The sequence below is a fragment of the Tumebacillus sp. BK434 genome, assembly GCF_004340785.1.
Classification (GTDB): domain Bacteria; phylum Bacillota; class Bacilli; order Tumebacillales; family Tumebacillaceae; genus Tumebacillus_A.
In genome coordinates, this window is record NZ_SLXS01000004.1 from 37,751 (window position 1) to 52,507 (window position 14,757).

The window sequence follows — 14,757 nt, forward strand, 5'->3', positions numbered from 1 at the left end:
TACATGAACTACAAAGATAAAATTCGCGTGATTTCCGATTTCCCGTCCCCGGGGATCCGGTTTAAAGATATCACCACCCTGCTCAAAGACGGCGAAGCGTTCCGCGCGGCGATCGACGAGTTTTCGAAATTTGCAGCGGAGCGCAACGCCGACATCATCGCAGGCCCGGAATCCCGCGGCTTCGTGCTGGCAGCACCGATGGCGTACGCGCTGTCCAAAGGCTTCGTGCCGATCCGCAAGCCGGGCAAACTGCCGCATGAGACCATCTCGGCCGACTACTCGCTGGAGTATGGCAAAGACTCGCTGGAAATCCACAAAGACGCAGTGCAGCCGGGTCAGCGCGTGATCATCGCCGACGACCTTCTCGCGACAGGAGGGACGATCGGAGCGACAATCAAACTGGTGGAAAGCCTCGGCGCGCAAGTGGTCGGCGTGTGTTTCCTGGTTGAGCTGTCGTATCTCAACGGACGGGAGAAGCTGAACGGGTATGACGTCTTCTCACTCGTCCAGTACTAGTCCGGACAAAGTAGCAACGGGGGTGGTTGATCTGGTGGGCATCGGGCGCTTGATCGAGAAGATCAGCAAATATCTATCTCCAGCAGATGTGGCGATGGTTCGCCGCGCCTTTGATATGTCCGAAGAAGCTCACCGGGGTCAGACCCGTTCCTCGGGCGAACCGTACATCATGCATCCGGTTGCTGTTGCCGAGATCTTGGCCGATCTCGAACTGGATGCGGTGACGCTCTCGGCAGCCCTGCTGCATGACGTGGTGGAAGACACGCACGTCACCGAGGAGACGCTCGTCGGGCAATTCGGCCCGGAAGTGGCGACGCTGGTCGACGGCGTCACCAAGCTGGAGCGCATCAAGTTCAACTCCAAAGAAGAGGCGCAGGCGGAGAACCTGCGCAAGATGTTCATGGCGATGGCCAAGGACATCCGCGTCATCCTGATCAAGCTGGCCGACCGGCTGCATAACATGCGCACGCTGAAGCACCAGCCGGTCGAGAAGCAAGTCAAGACGGCGACGGAGACGTTGGAGATCTATGCGCCGCTCGCACACCGTCTCGGGATCTCCACGATGAAGTGGGAGCTCGAAGACATTGCACTGCGCTACATGAACCCGCAGCAGTACTACCGCATCGTCAACCTGATGGCGAAAAAGCGCAAAGAGCGCGAAGAATACGTGCAGGAAGTCATCGACGGCCTCAGAGAAAAGTTTGGCGAGCTCGAACTGAAAGCGGAGATCTCCGGGCGCGCCAAGCACCTGTATTCGATCTACCGCAAAATGGTCAACTTTAACAAACAATTTAATGAGATCTACGACCTGCTGGCAGTGCGGATCATCGTCGATTCGATCAAAGACTGCTATGCGATTCTAGGCATCGTGCACACGATGTGGAAGCCGATGCCGGGCCGTTTCAAAGACTTTATCGCCATGCCGAAAGCGAACATGTACCAGTCTCTGCACACCACCGTCATCGGCCCGCGCGGCGAACCGCTGGAGATCCAGATCCGCACGTGGGAGATGCACCGCACCGCCGAATACGGCATCGCGGCGCACTGGCTGTACAAAGAGCAGGCGAACGCGCAAGGCCCCTCCGCCAAGGAGAAAGACAAGGAAGGTGGCGGGCAGGGCAACATCGCCCAGGCGAAAGACGCTTCGTTCCAGCAAAAGCTGGCCTGGTTCCGCGAGATCCTGGAGTGGCAGCAGGATTTCAAAGACGCGCAGGAGTTTATGGAGACGCTGAAGTTCGACCTGTTCGCCGACGAAGTGTTTGTCTTCACCCCGAAAGGCGACGTCATTCAGCTGCCTGCAGGCTCGGTGCCGATCGATTTTGCCTACCGCATTCACACCGACATCGGCAACCGCACGATCGGCGCGAAGATCAACGGCAAGATCGTGCCGCTCGACTACAAGCTGAAGACGGGCGACATCGTCGAGGTGCTGACCAGCAAGCACTCCTACGGGCCGAGCTTCGACTGGATCAAAGTCGTCAAGTCCTCGCAGGCCAAGTCGAAGATCCGCCAGTGGTTCAAGAAGGAGAAGCGCGAGGAGAACGTCGCCAAAGGGCGTGAAAACGTCGAAAAAGAGGCGAAGAAGCATAACATCAACCTCGAGTGGATGACCGACAAGAACCTCGAAGAAGTGGCGAACAAGTTCAACTTCCCGAAAGTTGACGACATGCTGGCCGCTGTCGGCTACGGCGGGTTCTCGGCGCATCAGGTGATCACCCGCATCGTTGAGAAGATCAAGCGCGAAACGCCGCCGGCGGAAGTCGCGAAGATCCCGGAAGTCAAACAGGAGCCGAAGAAGAAAAAGAAGAGCAACCTCGGCGTGCAAGTCAAAGGCATCGACAACATGCTGATCCGCTTCTCCCGCTGCTGCAACCCGGTGCCGGGCGACGAGATTCAGGGGTTTGTGACCAAAGGGCGCGGGGTCTCCGTGCACCGCACAAACTGTCCGAATTTGCATGCAGTGGAGGAAAATGAAGACAACCGCCTGATCGAGGTGGAGTGGGAAAGCGCACCGACCGTCTCCTACAGCGTGGAGATCGAGATCACGGCGCTCGACCGCCGCGGCCTGATCAACGAAGTGATGATGGCCGTCGCCGAATCGAAGACCGACATCACCGCCGTCTCCGGCCGTGCCGACAAGCGCAAGATGGCGACGATCTCGCTGACGATCAACATCCGCAACGTCGACCACCTGCATACGGTCGTCGAGCGGATCAAGCGGATCAAAGACATCTACACCGTGCGCCGGATCATGCAGTAGCAGCAGGAGGCGTTATCTGATGAGAATCGTAGTCCAGCGGGTCTCCCGCGGCCAAGTCACGGTCGACGGTCAAGTGACGGGCAGCATCGGACGCGGCTTCGTCTTGCTCGTCGGCGTCACGCACGACGACACGATGGCAGATGTTGAGTACTTAGTCGACAAAGTGGTCAATCTGCGTGTGTTCGAAGACGAAGCAGGCAAGATGAACCTGTCCTTGCTCGACATCGGCGGCGCTTTGCTGTCCGTCTCGCAGTTCACCTTGTATGGAGATTGCCGCAAAGGGCGCCGTCCCAACTTTATGGAGGCGGCCAAGCCCGATGATGCAAATCAATTATATGAAGCGTTGAATGACAAGTTACGCCAGCATGGCGTACAGGTGGAAACGGGCGTGTTTGGCGCCATGATGGACGTCGAGCTGGTCAATGACGGCCCGGTCACCCTGCTCTTGGAAAGCAAGCGCACCTTATAATCATTCCTGATCTGAACCTACAGACTGCCGATCCCGGCGGTCTTTTTTGTTTCGGTATGGAGTAGGTATGTGAAAAAGGAGGGTGTTTCGTGGCTGAGACAAGCGGGAAGACGAAGATCAAAGAGCTCAAGCTGGAACTGTTTCTCGACGAGGCACTGCGCAGCGGGCTGCAGGACTTGCTGGACGGGCAAAAAGATACGCTGGAAGTGGACTATGTATATTTTCGCCATCTGATCGTCGACGATCTGAAACACGAAGGGCTGCGCCTCGCGCAACTGAAAGTGCCGGTCGGGCGCATCACCAAACTGAAGATCAAAACTGTGCGCGGATAAAGAAACAGCCGGGCTCCTCTGCGGAGTCCCGGCTGTTTTGTACATGTTAAAAATCGATCGGCCGTCTGCCGATAAAGCCTTCATAAAGTCCGTGCCAATAGCGAATCTCCGCCTCGCCCAGCCGCCAGCACAAGAGAACTTCTTCGCCGCCGCGCAGTGCATAGAAGTCGCACAGCCCGGTGTCGATGTCTTTGATCTCCACGCCGGTGCCTTGGATCTGACCCAAAAGCGAGTTGGCGCTGAAGAGCAGGAATTCCAGCTCCGCCTCTTCTGCGAAAAACGCATCCCCGCTCGCCGACACATTGCCGGCAAATTGAAGCTTCGCCTCTTGCAGCTGTTGGTGGCGGCGCTGAATCTCGCGCTTCATTCCTTGCAGTTCGCGCAGCAGAGACTCCAGTTCCGGCACCAGCGCATTCGCTTCCTGCACCGTAAAATAGCGTTTCGCGGTCATGGAGGGTCCGCTCCTTTCTCCTTCAAAAAACTACAGCATGCGTCTGCGGACAAAGCTGCCGACCGTATCGATCAGAATGACGAGCAGCATGATCACAAGAACTTCCACGGCCACCGCCTGGTAGGCAAACACTTTAAAATCGATAAACAGCATGTTGCCAAGCCCCCCTGCGCCGATGAAGCCGAGCACAAGCGAGGTGCGGGTCGCCACTTCCATCCGATAAAAGTATTGTGAAAAGATGTGCGGGATAATATCCGGGAGAATCGCCAGTCCCAACACGTGCAAGCGGTTGCCTCCGGTGGCGATGATCGCTTGCTGCGGCTCTTTGTCGGACGCTTCGATCATTTCGGCGATCAGTTTGCCAAGCACCCCGATGTTGTGCAGCATGATCGCCAGCACGCCGCCAAACGGGCCCAGCCCGATCGTCGGCACCAGAATCAAGCCCCAGACGATCTCCGGTACGGAGCGCAGAAAGCTCAGAAACGTGCGCACCAGCCCGTGCACCGCCTGTGGCAGCGGCGTATTGCGCGCCGCCACAAAGGACAAGGGCAGTGCAAACAGCAAGCCGAACGTCGTCCCGACGAAGGCGATCTGCAAGGTCAACAGCGATTGTTTCAGCGCCTCCTGCAGGACATCCCACTGCGGCGGGAACCACTGGCCGGCGATAAAGCTCCACGTGCTGCCAAGCCCCAGCAACTGCCTGAGGTCGACGCCCGTGGCGAACATGCTCCACACAAGAAGCGCGAAGAGCACGGCGAATGACACCATTCGCCGCACTCTTTTCCGCCAAAAGTAGGACATTTGAAATCACCGTCCGATTATTCGCGGCCGATACCGTGCAACCGTTTATTTGAGACGGCCATCCGCCTCGGCCGCTTTTTCGATCGCTTCGTAGTCTTGATGTGTTGCTTTTACAAAGCCGTCCGCTGCGAAGGCATCGAGAATCTCTTTGTCTTTCAGGTTCAGGAAAGCGGTCTGCAGCTTTTCGATCGTCGCTGCATCCATGTCTTTTTTCACGACAAACGGGTATTGGAACAGTTTTTCCGACTGCCAGATCTTCTTAAACTGGGTGCCGTCAACGGTACCTTTTTCGACCAGCTTGTCAAAATAGGCGGAGTCGATCGCACCGGCGGTCACTTTTTTGTTCTGAATCGACAGCGCCGTCACATCATGCGCCATGGTGAAGGTGATGCTTTTGAAATCGGAGTCTTGCTTGCCGCGGTAGACGCCGCGCGCTTTCAATTCCATGCCCGGGATCAGCGAGCCGGAGGTCGAGTTCGGATCGCCAAACGCAAAATCGACGTTTTGCTTGTCGGCGATCAGGTCTTCCAGCGTGTTGTATTTCGAGTCTTTATGTACCAGGATGTACGAATAATAGAACGGCACGCCTTTTGCCGTTTTTGCCACGATCGCTTGAGCGCCGCCTTTTTTGTGGGCGATGACGTACGTCAGCGGACCGAGGTAGGCCACATCAAGCTTGTTAAAGTTGAGCGCCTCGACGACGCCGTTGTAGTCCGGATAGTTGTTCATCGTCACTTTCAGGCCGGTCTCTTGTTCTAAGTAGGCGCGGAATTTTTCCAGCGTTTCCGCCGAAATCTTCGTCTCTGCCGGGATCAGACCGACGCTGAGCGTGGTCGGTGTTGCGCTTTGGCCGTTTTTTTCTTCTTGTTTCGGCTCGGTCGTGCCGCCGCATCCGACGATCACAAGCGCCATCACCAGCATCAGCAGCAGCGACAAGGTGTTTTTTCTTTTCATCTTGCTCCTCCATTCCCATCATGGGGTAACTCTCCACAAGTGATTATACCGAAAAGTGGTCAGGCGAATCAAACGAGTGCCTCTTGGGCGATCCTAGTGAAGGAATTGCTCACGTAAGGAGGTTGCATACAATGGCAGAGCAACAGAACGGCAAGAGCCGGTTTCCGACCGAAGATGTGATGATGGGCCAAGACGTCAACGTCCCGTATGACATGTCGGTGCCCGGCGAAGAGGACATGACGATCTGGGACAACATGGTGCAGGCGCTGAAGCCCGACCTCACCCCGAACCGCAAGAAAAAGCAGCAATAACCCCTAACACCGCCTGCAGAACGAGGCGGTGTTTTTTTCTGGAAAAATTGATTGTCGGAACAATCAGTACAGCTTATAATAGAGCTACAATTGAATCGGGAACAAGCGGTTGGTTTACTTTTAGCTAAATTTATGTTTAATCAATGTCCCAAAGGGCGAAGCGCCAAGTGCATTCGATCGAAGAGAGCTCCGCAGCGATCGCCAAATCAAACCATGGGGAGTGAGCGAACGATGACTTTGAAGTTGGAGACAGAGTGGAATCAAGAGGCGGCCCGCGAGGTGATCCGCAATCTGGTCGATTTCAACAAGCAAAATATCGCGCCGGAAGACCTGCAGGCACCGGAAGAAAATTTCTCGCTGGTGCTGCGCGATGAAGCCGGCGCGGTCGTCGGCGGTCTGGTCGGCATGCTGTACTGGCGGAGATTGAAGATCGAGATCCTCTGGCTGCATGAAAACTTGCGCGGTCAAGGGCAGGGCAGCCGTCTCTTGCAGGAGATGGAGCGGTTGGCGAGGGAGAAAGGCGCGCGTCTGATCGAACTGGACACGATCTCCTTTCAAGCGCCCGAGTTTTACAAGAAGCACGGCTATGAAGTATTCGGCAAGATCGAAAACTTCCCGGACGGCCACACGCATTATCATTACATGAAGTGGCTGTAGGGAAGCAAGGCGGCTGAAAAGAGTTCTCACCTCGTGCGGGTCGAGAACTCTTTTTGATCATTTGTCAGGGCGGTTACTCTTTTCGGGAGTGGTATTGTGTAGAATAGCGAGAAAGGTATTATGCGTATTTTAGCGAATAGTTGTTGCAACAAGTATTTTGAAGATGGAGTTGTTGGAGATGAAAGGTACGGAGATTGTGGCCTCACCTGCACGGACGCGTAGGTATTGGATGGCGGTGATCTTGGGGTCGCTGTCGGCGTTTGGACCATTGTCGCTCGACATGTATCTGCCTGCACTGCCCGCGCTGGCCGATGATCTGAGCACCAGCGCATCAATGGTGCAGCTGAGCTTGACGGCGTGTCTGCTCGGTCTGGCGCTGGGACAGCTGGTCGCAGGGCCGGTCAGCGATGTGCGCGGGCGGCGCCTGCCGCTGCTGATCGGGCTGTTGGTCTATGCGCTCTCGTCGTTTGCTTGCGCGATGGCGACATCGGTAGGGGTGCTGGTGATCTTGCGGTTCATCCAAGGCGTGGCCGGGGCGGCGGGGATTGTGATCTCGCGGGCGATCGTGCGCGATATGTATTCGGGGACGGAGCTGACCAAGTTTTTCTCGCTCCTGATGCTGATCAACGGAGCGGCGCCGATTCTGGCTCCGATCTTTGGCGGGCAGCTGATGCGCTTTACCTCGTGGGAAGGCGTGTTCCTCGTCCTCGGGTTGATCGGCGTGGTGATGCTGGTGCTGGTCCTGTTCGGGATGCCGGAGACGCTGGCGCCGGATCGCCGTGTGACGGGCGGGTTTCAGAGCACGATGAAAACGTTCCGCGAGCTGGCGAAGAACCGCGTCTTTATGGGCTACGCACTGGCTTCCGGGCTGGTGACGGCGGCGATGTTTGCCTACATCTCCGGGTCGCCTTTTGTCCTGCAGGACATCTATGGCGTGACGCCGCAAACTTTTAGCTTGATCTTTGCCATGAACGGGCTGGGGATCATCATCGCCGGGCAGGTGACCGGTCGGCTGTCCGGCCGGGTCAGCGATACGAAGTTGCTGGTCACGGGGCTTGCCTTGGCTTTCCTCGGCGGCATGGTTCTGCTGGCCGCCTTGCTGATGGAGGCTGGCCTGTGGGCGGTGCTGGTGCCGTTGTTCTTTGTCGTCGCCAGTGTCGGGATCGTGAACACGACCAGTTTTTCGCTGGCGATGCAGGACCAGGGCCATGCGGCCGGCACCGCTTCGGCGCTGCTCGGGGTGCTGACGTTTATCATCGGCGGGCTGGTCGCGCCTTTGGTCGGCATCGGCGGCAGCGAGACGGCCATTCCGATGGGCGTGATCATCGCGGTGGCCGAAGTCGGCGCGGTGGTCTGCTACCTGTTGGCCCGGAAAAAAGCATAAAGTGAGGAAAAAGCTCACGAGTTCGCTCGTGAGCTCTTTCTTTTTTCCAGCGTACGGTGATATACTGTTGTTACGACAATGATAATCATTCTCATTATATTGGAGGAATCATACATGCAATTGGCGCAGTTGATGAAAGCAAGACGTTCGATCCACCGTTTTGAAGACCGCCCGGTGTCGCTGGAACTGGTCAAAGAGATGCTCGATACGGCAGTGTGGGTGCCGAACCACAAGATGACCCAGCCATGGCGCTTTGTGATCGTCCACGGTGAAGGTCGCAAGAAACTCGCCGAGGTTGCCCGCGCGGTGAACGAGAAGCGCGAGACCGATCCGGAGAAGAAACAGGCGATCGGGCAGAAGATTTACGACAAGCTGATGGGCGTGCCGATGTTTGTCGCCGTGCTGATGAAAGAGGACACGCAGCTGGCGACGCGGGAAGAGGACTACGCATCGACCGCCTGTCTGATCCACAACTTCAGCCTGCTCGCGTGGGAGCAAGGCATCGGCATGGTCTGGGAGACCTACGGCTTGCTGCACCAGCCGGCGTTTCGTGAAGCGCTCGGCGTCCAACCGGGCGAAAAGATCGTCGGCAGTCTCCATGTCGGCTACCCGGACCACATGCCGGAAGCCCGTCCGAGAAAAGGCGTTGAAGAGCTGCTGACGGTGATTGCGGAGTAAAATCAGGCCAAAGGTAGCGAACGATATGTAAGATCGAGTTGCATGGAGCCTGCGATTCTGGCAGGGATGCAGAGGTGGAAAGCTGACGTTTGGCAACGGTCAAGAAATGAATCACAGTTGTGCGAGAGTGGTTGAGACAGGATCAGAGGATTGGTTCCTGTCCCCAACGATCACGCGGCTGTTGCAAGAGAGAGGAGATCGTCTCGCAAAGTGTACGCACGGCGCGATGCAGCTCCTCTTTTTTGGCGTTGGCAAAGGAGATGCGCAGGTGGTTGAACTCCGGCTCGCCCGGATAGCAGGCCGACCCGAGCAGGAAGGAGATACCTTGGGCGCGGGAGGCGGCGAGCAGGTCTTCGGCGCGCAGGCGTTCCGGCAACGTGATCCAGATGTTGACCCCGCCGAGCGGCACCGTCCAGCGTACGCCTGGCGGGGCATACTGCTCCAAAGCGGTGAGCACGGCTTGGAGCTTCGTGAGCAGGGCTTGGGAGAGCTGCTTCGGAAACGTTTTGGCGTGTTTGGAGCGGAGGTAGGCCAGCACCGCGCGCTGAGTGAGCAGCGGGGAGCCTAAGTCGACCGTCGATTTCGCGCCGATCAACCGTTTGAGGACGGTGCCTTTGGCGAGCAGGCAGGCGATGCGACAGCCGGGACCGATCGTTTTGCTGAACCCGCTCAGATGGATGACATGGCCGTCCGTTTCCAGCTGCATCAGCGAGGGCGGCGGAGGTGAAGCTTCAAAGCTCAAGTCGCCCCACGGGTTGTCTTCGATGATCAGGCTGTGGTAGCTCTCCGCGATCTCCAGCAGTTGCTGACGGCGGCGCAGGCTCATCACCGTGCCGGTCGGGTTGTGATAGGTCGGGATGGTGTAGATGATCTTCGGCGGATGCACGTCGCACAGCGCGGTCAGGATGTCGAGGCGCATCCCTTCGCTGTCCACCGGGACCGGGATGATCGTCGCCCCGCGTCCGCGAAAGACATCGAGCGCAGAAGGGTAGGTCGGGGCTTCAACGATGACGACATCGCCTTTGCCGACAAAACAGCGCGCGACGAGGTCGATGCCTTGCTGCACGCCGCTGGTGATCAGAACGTCCTCGGCGGTGACGTTCATGCCGCGCTCCTTGTGGTAGCGGGCCATCTCCGTGCGAAGTTCGAGATCTCCCTCGATCGGTCCGTAGCGGGTCAGGAGATGCGGAGACTCGCGGAGGGCTTTTTCCAGCTCCTTGTTGAGCTCGGCGTGTGGCAGCAAGTCCGGATCGATGATTGCCGTCGACAGGTTGATGCCGCCGGGAAACGGGCCGTGCGGTTCGAAGTTCCAGACTTGAGCGCGGGGCAGGTAGTCGGTGACGGCGAACTGCCACTGGTAGTTGGCATGGGCTTGGCGTTGGCGCGATGAGTTTGCGTTCTGCTTCTCGTGCCCGAGGGGAGAGTCGTCTGATGGATGTTCAAAAAGGGTGGTGAGGTGTGTTTTTACATAGGTGCCCTTGCCTTGGATGCGTTCGATCAATCCGCTTTTTTCAAGCTCGTCATACGCTTGGACGACGGTCATCAGGCTGACGGAGAGCTGTTTGGCGAGCTGGCGGACAGATGGCAGGGTGCTGCCCTCTTCTAACAAGCCGGAGCGGATGCGCTCGGCGATGGCCGATTTGATCTGTTGCACATAAGACAGGCCAGTTTGACGCTGCAGCTCGATCTGCATAGTGGGAGCCTCCTGAAGTGTTCTAAAATGCCGTTGACTGTTATGGTGTGTTCCGTGGTAATTTCCTTGGTGTCAGTATAACACACTATAACGGTTTGGGGTGAAATGGGATGTATGTGTTTTTCTATGTCCTGATCTGTTTGATCTTTGGCACGACCTTTCTGGCGATAAAAGTAGGGATTGTTGCAGGCGGGCCGCCTTTATTGTTTGCAGGGCTACGGTTTTCGTGTGCTGGGTTGTTGGTGCTGGCGTTTTTGGCGTGGCGCAAGCACAAATTTCCGCGGCAGACGCACCTGTATTGGCAGATGGCGAAAGTGGGGGTGTGCCAGACCACAGTGTTGTTCGGTGTCATGTACTGGGCAGAACAGTATATTCCGTCCAACCTGGCCGCACTGATCAACGCCGGAACGCCGATGATGGTGTGTCTGCTCGGGGCACTGCAGTTGCGGCAAAAGTTGCATCTGACGCAGCTGAGCGGACTGCTGCTGGGGATCTTGGGCGTGTATTTGATCGTTGGCAAAGGGACGGTGGAGACGAGCAGCATCGTGGTGACGGCTGTCGTGATCGCAGCTCTGTCCCAGACGGTCTGCGCGTGGGGCGCGCTGGAGACGCGGAAGCTGTTTGCCGCGGGCGTGTCGCCCTGGGTGGCGAACGGGTTTCAGATGCTGTTTGGCAGCGCAGGTCTGCTGCTCGCAGCGGCGGTGCGCGGAGAGTCGTTCACAGAGGTGACCGACCCGTGGGGCGCCTTCGGGTCGCTGCTGTTCTTAATTTTTGTCGGTTCAATCTTGGGCTGGGGGCTATATTATCTGTTGACCGCGAAAACCAGCCCGCTGCTCGCCTCGACATGGAGCTACGTGTCGCCGGTCGTCGCGATGATCGTCGGCGCGCTGTGGATGGGCGAGTCGTTCACCGTGCTGTCAGCGCTGGGCGGCGTGATCGTGCTGGCCGCGGTGGCGATTGTGAACTGGGTGGACTGGAAGAAGCTGATGCAGGATATGCAGGGGCGGAAGGACCGGAGTTTCGTCAGCTGAGTTACAGATGCGGGGAAGCGGGTATGCTATTCTGTTGCTGGTTCCAACATTCTCGTACGACAAAGGAGCGTTTCGCACATGTCTAACGAACTGGAAGCGAAAAAAGGCACCCACTATACACTGGTCGATGCCGGTCCGTTTACGGAGCTGGGGAAGTATAAATTCGAAGTCGGCCCGTATCAGTTCCCGGGTAAGCTGTTTTTGAACGACCTGCTCGGGTTGACCGGAATGGAAGTCAGCTTCGGAAAGATGTTCCCCGGCACGGGAATTCCGTATTCGCATAAGCATGTGGAGAATGAAGAGCTTTATATTTTTATCAAAGGGCAAGGGCAGTTTTTGATCGATGGCGAAGTGATTGACGTTCGCGAAGGGACTGCGATTCGCGTGGGCACAGAAGGTGTGCGGGCGTGGCGGAACAACTCGACGGAGGAACTGCACTATATTGTGATTCAAGCGAAGCAAGGCAGCTTGGGGCAGTATACGCTGAAGGATGGGAAGATCGTCGAGCCGAAGGTGACGTGGCCGGGTGAAGAGGCGTAGTTTTTGGTGATTTTGGCGGGGAGGGGTGTTTCTGTTTTCCTCCCCTTTGTTAAACATACCAGCAAAAAAGGGGTTTGAAGTCAGCCGATCTTAGGTTATAATGATTCTATTCTCATATGGAAGCAGATGGAGTACTGGTGTCTCTCCCGGTCTTCAAAACCGAGCGCGGCCGGTGGACCCGGCTGGGTGGGTTCGATTCCCACGTGCTTCCGCCAAAAATGTAAGTAGGGCAAGGGAACTTGCTAGGTATCGCGTTTTTCTTGACTTGGAAAACACACTAGTATTTTACGCGAATTTGATGCAGTCCGAGTGTGACCTATTTGGGTGTTCGGGTGTGTCCAATCGCTAAATCGGGTCTGTTCGTAACTCTCTATGACAATCATAGGGGGTTATTTTAATGTTTGGAGCGAAGACGAAACGCAAGGTTGCAAGAACTCCCACCACCACAAATGACCGTTCTTTCGTGGGAGAGTTATCGCTGGTCGAAATGTTCGAAAGATAAATGTCGCAGAAAAGGACGGAGGGCTTGGCACAGGTAACCCTAGAAGACTATGAGGTACATTTTAGATACCTGTTTGAGTACTTAGGCGGTGACATCGCCAAGGAAGACATCACTGCCGATCTGTTCAGAGCCTATATCGACTGGATGATCCATGACAAGGGTCTTTCCCCTGTAACGGCAAACGTGAGGATCAGAACAATGAGGGCGTTTATACGCTTCGCCTTTGTAGAAGGCTACATTCAATCACCGTTACATGAAAAAATCAAGCTGCTTAAAACCGAAGAAGACACGCTTGAATCGTTTACCACCGCAGAGGTCAAGGCACTTCTCGATAAGGTAGACACTTCAACATTTGCAGGATTTCGTGACTTCGTGATGATCTGCACGCTATTGGACACGATGGCTCGAATATCGGAGCTTGTCGCCCTCAAGCGAAGCAATGTCAATATAAATTAAGCTCGAAGCCCATGAAACAAAATCTCGACGTGCTAAGGACTGTCCCACAAGCAAGCTATTAGCAGATTACATGAGTGAATCAGAGGACTTTGCGGAAGAGTTATTATTTCTGTCGTATAGTGGAACTTCGATTTTGCCTAATTCGTGGAGGAGGAGATTGTCGGAATACGGGGAACTGGCTGGTATTCGAAATAAACGAGTATCTCCTCATACTTTTCGGCATACGGGAGCCTTGTTTTATATCCTCAATGGAGGCGACCCGTTTAGTTTGCAAAAGATTCTGGGTCACACGGACATGTCGATGGTCAGGAAATATATCCAGATGACCAGTGCGGACGTGAAACGGCAGCATAATATATTTTCGCCGTTAAAAAACATAAGATTATAGTCCAGAATGCGGGTCAATCTGACCTGCTTTTTGTTTTTGAGAGGGAATAAAAAGTCGAATAAAAAACTATTGACTATACATAAAGTGATATTTTACAAATCTATATATCTGTTGTATCATATGATTCACCAAGTCATATCTAGGAAGGGATTGATGTCATTCATCGAAGAGGTGGGAAATAACCCTTTTCGCAATTATTAGCGGTGTCTATAGTACCAGTTGAGATAATTTTTCGGTAAAATATCACCCTAATATATACTGTTAACAAAGAAAACTATTAGCAAAGAAAACTACTACAAAGAATTGGAGTCTTGTTTTTTTAGGAAAGGAAAAACACATCATGAGCAAACAATATTATAGTCCCTATTCCAAATTCGTTTTACGGTACAGATAAGCTATCCTCTCATGCGTTGTACTTGTATGCTCATCTATACCAAGGGAGGACTTATCTTACAGATACAACAAAGACTAACCTAAGTTTGATTGAATCGGAAATAAAGTTTGTCAAGAAAGGTCAAGACAATCGAAACTATATCCTGCAAGCCTTGGAATGCCTGATTACGAGAGGCCACATCGTATGTACTTATCTTGATTTAAAAAAAGACAAGCGGCTCGACATTTCTTTTCCAAAAGTTGATGGTTATGAAAAAATTCCAGTTGCATACTCTCGGATGACTGACAATTCCGAGAAGTACATGATCCTCTGTTATATTACAAAAACTAAGCGAAGCATTTCGTATTATGAGCTTGCTGATGTACTTATTTGCTCTGTTACTCATGCCAAAAATATTATTTCTGAAATGGAGACAGAGGGACTGATACAGATAATACAAGGGAAGTTTTTCATTAACGATGAAGGATTGCCTCGAAGAGAGAAAAATAAATACTCTGTAAATTCGGGAAATATCAAGGCGGAAAGTTCACAATTTGAAACTATCAACAGCGAAGAGAAGGATGATGAGCCAGAACACAATTGGTATGATCGGGATGCTAAACTAAGTGTTAAGGATTTTGAGTATTATCTACAGACTGACGATGAGAAGCAGATAAGCCATGCAGAAAAGCGGATCGAAGCCATACGTCAAACTGAAGCAGGAAAGAAATTTATTGATCGTATGCTAAAAGAAGCAGAAGCCAATAATCGGGCATATGATGAATACTTTGGTAATCCAGAAAGAAAATTGAAGCAAATAATCGAATTTCAAAGGATCAATCAGCAAGTCAATGAACGAGTTCGAAATCAGAATGAAGATACAAATGATGAAAGGATTGACCTTTCAACTCTATGGGAGTAGGGGAGTGGCAAAATGCCATTCCTTTTTTCATATCTGGCG

The 14,757-nt window shown here is 54.3% G+C and carries 17 protein-coding genes and 1 tRNA gene; 14 read left to right on the forward strand and 4 right to left on the reverse strand.

The genetic code is table 11. The annotated features are described in order from the left end of the window. Positions 1-3: 3 nt before the first annotated feature. The 4 genes from EV586_RS11895 (at position 4) to EV586_RS11910 (ending at position 3,577) form a co-directional block, all read left to right on the forward strand. On the forward strand, positions 4-516 hold the full coding sequence (locus tag EV586_RS11895) for an adenine phosphoribosyltransferase (protein ID WP_132945340.1): 513 nt from the start codon (positions 4-6) through the stop codon (positions 514-516). Positions 517-550: 34 nt separating this feature from the next. Then, positions 551-2,776 carry a RelA/SpoT family protein gene (locus EV586_RS11900; RefSeq protein WP_279388293.1) on the forward strand — a complete coding sequence of 742 codons (2,226 nt, stop codon included), beginning with the start codon at positions 551-553 and terminating at the stop codon, positions 2,774-2,776. Positions 2,777-2,795: 19 nt separating this feature from the next. Continuing rightward, a complete protein-coding gene (gene dtd / locus EV586_RS11905; RefSeq protein WP_132945342.1) occupies positions 2,796-3,245 on the forward strand; it encodes a D-aminoacyl-tRNA deacylase in 450 nt (149 codons plus the stop codon). Between the two features lie 89 nt (positions 3,246-3,334). Next, the gene (locus tag EV586_RS11910; protein WP_132945343.1) at positions 3,335-3,577 is read left to right on the forward strand and encodes a hypothetical protein; all 243 of its coding nucleotides are present in this window, start codon (positions 3,335-3,337) and stop codon (positions 3,575-3,577) included. A gap of 46 nt (positions 3,578-3,623) precedes the next feature. On the opposite strand, the gene EV586_RS11915 is transcribed toward EV586_RS11910, so the two are convergent. Genes EV586_RS11915 through phnD form a run of 3 tightly spaced genes read right to left on the reverse strand, consistent with a single transcriptional unit; the run spans position 3,624 to position 5,783 of the window. Beyond that, positions 3,624-4,028 carry a DUF2203 domain-containing protein gene (locus tag EV586_RS11915; RefSeq protein WP_132945344.1) on the reverse strand — a complete coding sequence of 135 codons (405 nt, stop codon included), beginning with the start codon at positions 4,026-4,028 and terminating at the stop codon, positions 3,624-3,626. Between the two features lie 30 nt (positions 4,029-4,058). Next, a complete protein-coding gene (gene phnE / locus EV586_RS11920; protein WP_132945345.1) occupies positions 4,059-4,829 on the reverse strand; it encodes a phosphonate ABC transporter, permease protein PhnE in 771 nt (256 codons plus the stop codon). Between the two features lie 45 nt (positions 4,830-4,874). Further along, positions 4,875-5,783 (reverse strand): phosphate/phosphite/phosphonate ABC transporter substrate-binding protein, encoded by a 909-nt coding sequence (gene phnD, locus EV586_RS11925; protein ID WP_132945346.1) that lies wholly within the window; start codon positions 5,781-5,783, stop codon positions 4,875-4,877. Between the two features lie 131 nt (positions 5,784-5,914). Between phnD and EV586_RS11930 the strand changes: the two genes are divergently transcribed. The 4 genes from EV586_RS11930 to EV586_RS11945 all read left to right on the forward strand — a co-directional run bounded on the left by EV586_RS11930 (position 5,915) and on the right by EV586_RS11945 (position 8,813). Beyond that, positions 5,915-6,094: a hypothetical protein gene (locus EV586_RS11930; RefSeq protein ID WP_132945347.1), complete on the forward strand. Its 180-nt coding sequence runs from the start codon at positions 5,915-5,917 to the stop codon at positions 6,092-6,094. Between the two features lie 231 nt (positions 6,095-6,325). After that, positions 6,326-6,751 (forward strand): GNAT family N-acetyltransferase, encoded by a 426-nt coding sequence (locus EV586_RS11935; protein WP_165898557.1) that lies wholly within the window; start codon positions 6,326-6,328, stop codon positions 6,749-6,751. Positions 6,752-6,929: 178 nt separating this feature from the next. After that, positions 6,930-8,135: a Bcr/CflA family multidrug efflux MFS transporter gene (locus EV586_RS11940; protein WP_132945349.1), complete on the forward strand. Its 1,206-nt coding sequence runs from the start codon at positions 6,930-6,932 to the stop codon at positions 8,133-8,135. Between the two features lie 114 nt (positions 8,136-8,249). Next, on the forward strand, positions 8,250-8,813 hold the full coding sequence (locus EV586_RS11945; RefSeq protein ID WP_132945350.1) for a nitroreductase family protein: 564 nt from the start codon (positions 8,250-8,252) through the stop codon (positions 8,811-8,813). 142 nt (positions 8,814-8,955) lie between these two features. Here the strand turns inward: EV586_RS11945 and pdxR are convergent, their stop codons facing one another. Then, the gene (pdxR, locus tag EV586_RS11950; protein WP_132945351.1) at positions 8,956-10,506 is read right to left on the reverse strand and encodes a MocR-like pyridoxine biosynthesis transcription factor PdxR; all 1,551 of its coding nucleotides are present in this window, start codon (positions 10,504-10,506) and stop codon (positions 8,956-8,958) included. A 110-nt stretch (positions 10,507-10,616) separates the two neighbouring features. On the opposite strand from pdxR, the gene EV586_RS11955 reads away from it, so the two are divergent. The 6 genes from EV586_RS11955 (at position 10,617) to EV586_RS11975 (ending at position 14,718) form a co-directional block, all read left to right on the forward strand. Then, the gene (locus tag EV586_RS11955; protein ID WP_132945352.1) at positions 10,617-11,537 is read left to right on the forward strand and encodes a DMT family transporter; all 921 of its coding nucleotides are present in this window, start codon (positions 10,617-10,619) and stop codon (positions 11,535-11,537) included. 78 nt (positions 11,538-11,615) lie between these two features. Next, a complete protein-coding gene (locus EV586_RS11960; protein ID WP_132945353.1) occupies positions 11,616-12,077 on the forward strand; it encodes a cupin domain-containing protein in 462 nt (153 codons plus the stop codon). Positions 12,078-12,195: 118 nt separating this feature from the next. Further along, positions 12,196-12,292: transfer RNA gene (locus tag EV586_RS11965), tRNA-Sec, on the forward strand. 311 nt (positions 12,293-12,603) lie between these two features. Then, on the forward strand, positions 12,604-13,035 hold the full coding sequence (locus EV586_RS21495) for a tyrosine-type recombinase/integrase (protein WP_243653028.1): 432 nt from the start codon (positions 12,604-12,606) through the stop codon (positions 13,033-13,035). A gap of 70 nt (positions 13,036-13,105) precedes the next feature. Next, complete coding sequence (locus tag EV586_RS21500) at positions 13,106-13,423, forward strand: tyrosine-type recombinase/integrase (RefSeq protein WP_243653029.1); 318 nt, start codon at positions 13,106-13,108, stop codon at positions 13,421-13,423. 479 nt (positions 13,424-13,902) lie between these two features. Continuing rightward, positions 13,903-14,718: a hypothetical protein gene (locus EV586_RS11975; protein WP_132945354.1), complete on the forward strand. Its 816-nt coding sequence runs from the start codon at positions 13,903-13,905 to the stop codon at positions 14,716-14,718. Positions 14,719-14,757 lie beyond the last annotated feature (39 nt).

Bases quoted from the DNA above. Each gene is read 5' to 3' on its own strand.
- EV586_RS11895 (WP_132945340.1), top strand. From the start codon at position 4: ATGAACTACAAAGATAAAATTCGCGTGATTTCCGATTTCCCGTCCCCG.
- dtd (WP_132945342.1), top strand. From the start codon at position 2,796: ATGAGAATCGTAGTCCAGCGGGTCTCCCGCGGCCAAGTCACGGTCGAC.
- EV586_RS11915 (WP_132945344.1), bottom strand. From the start codon at position 4,028: ATGACCGCGAAACGCTATTTTACGGTGCAGGAAGCGAATGCGCTGGTG.
- phnE (WP_132945345.1), bottom strand. From the start codon at position 4,829: ATGTCCTACTTTTGGCGGAAAAGAGTGCGGCGAATGGTGTCATTCGCC.
- phnD (WP_132945346.1), bottom strand. From the start codon at position 5,783: ATGAAAAGAAAAAACACCTTGTCGCTGCTGCTGATGCTGGTGATGGCG.
- EV586_RS11930 (WP_132945347.1), top strand. From the start codon at position 5,915: ATGGCAGAGCAACAGAACGGCAAGAGCCGGTTTCCGACCGAAGATGTG.
- EV586_RS11935 (WP_165898557.1), top strand. From the start codon at position 6,326: ATGACTTTGAAGTTGGAGACAGAGTGGAATCAAGAGGCGGCCCGCGAG.
- EV586_RS11940 (WP_132945349.1), top strand. From the start codon at position 6,930: ATGAAAGGTACGGAGATTGTGGCCTCACCTGCACGGACGCGTAGGTAT.
- EV586_RS11945 (WP_132945350.1), top strand. From the start codon at position 8,250: ATGCAATTGGCGCAGTTGATGAAAGCAAGACGTTCGATCCACCGTTTT.
- pdxR (WP_132945351.1), bottom strand. From the start codon at position 10,506: ATGCAGATCGAGCTGCAGCGTCAAACTGGCCTGTCTTATGTGCAACAG.
- EV586_RS11955 (WP_132945352.1), top strand. From the start codon at position 10,617: ATGTATGTGTTTTTCTATGTCCTGATCTGTTTGATCTTTGGCACGACC.
- EV586_RS11960 (WP_132945353.1), top strand. From the start codon at position 11,616: ATGTCTAACGAACTGGAAGCGAAAAAAGGCACCCACTATACACTGGTC.
- EV586_RS21500 (WP_243653029.1), top strand. From the start codon at position 13,106: ATGAGTGAATCAGAGGACTTTGCGGAAGAGTTATTATTTCTGTCGTAT.